The sequence below is a fragment of the Desulfofundulus thermobenzoicus genome, from assembly GCF_009428905.1.
In the GTDB taxonomy this organism is placed as follows: domain Bacteria; phylum Bacillota; class Desulfotomaculia; order Desulfotomaculales; family Desulfovirgulaceae; genus Desulfofundulus_A; species Desulfofundulus_A thermobenzoicus.
This window is the reverse complement of the sequence record NZ_WHYR01000126.1, coordinates 1-694: the sequence shown is the minus strand read 5'-3', so window position 1 is coordinate 694 and position 694 is coordinate 1. Positions and strand designations below refer to the sequence as shown.

Here is a 694-nt window from a genome sequence, read left to right as displayed (position 1 = left end):
TCTTAGACCCGCTTATTATGTTGTCAAAAGCCTATTTCAAAAAGAAAGAAAAGGATTTAGGTAAGTATGCTTTAAATAACGGCATAGAACTATCTGAAAAGCTGAAAGACCATGTGCTGTTATTGATATTCAAATTTTTAAGATCACTATATGTTGACAACAATTTTGAGCAGTTGGAAACAATAATGGAATCGCTAGAAATAAAGTCAATATATCCTGATCTTGAAGATTTAGCAAAAGATGCTGCAAAATATTATAATGAAATGGGAGATAAAGACAATGCAATGCATTTCTATGAAAAGATTCTTTATTTCCAAACTCAAGTGAAGCGGGGGGATTGTCAGTATGAAATTTAAAACGTTAACAGTCGTATGCGTGATGTTTAGTATCATCAGTATTGTTGGTTATTTTACATCTGAAGTGACAGCAAGTCATGATGAAGCTAGGAGAGGTCATACTGCAAGTATCGGTTATACTGCATAAATAAAAAGCCCCTTAAGGGCTTTTTATTTTAAGACGGAATATATGCTATGAATAAAGAATATTTTTTCCATAGAAAAGATATTGAGGAGGAAGTAAAGTGACAATGTTAAAATCAACATTATTTCGAAGGATTTTCATTATATCTTTTGCTTTAACCTTTATGATTAGCCTGTTCAATATGGCTGTGTTGCCAGGGACGCCAGCGTCTTAT

The 694-nt window shown here is 32.7% G+C and carries 1 pseudogene; it reads left to right on the top strand.

Annotated elements, in window-relative coordinates:
- Positions 1-356: pseudogene (locus GFC01_RS18920) on the top strand (hypothetical protein); the annotation flags it as partial.
- Between the last annotated feature and the right edge of the window lie 338 nt (positions 357-694).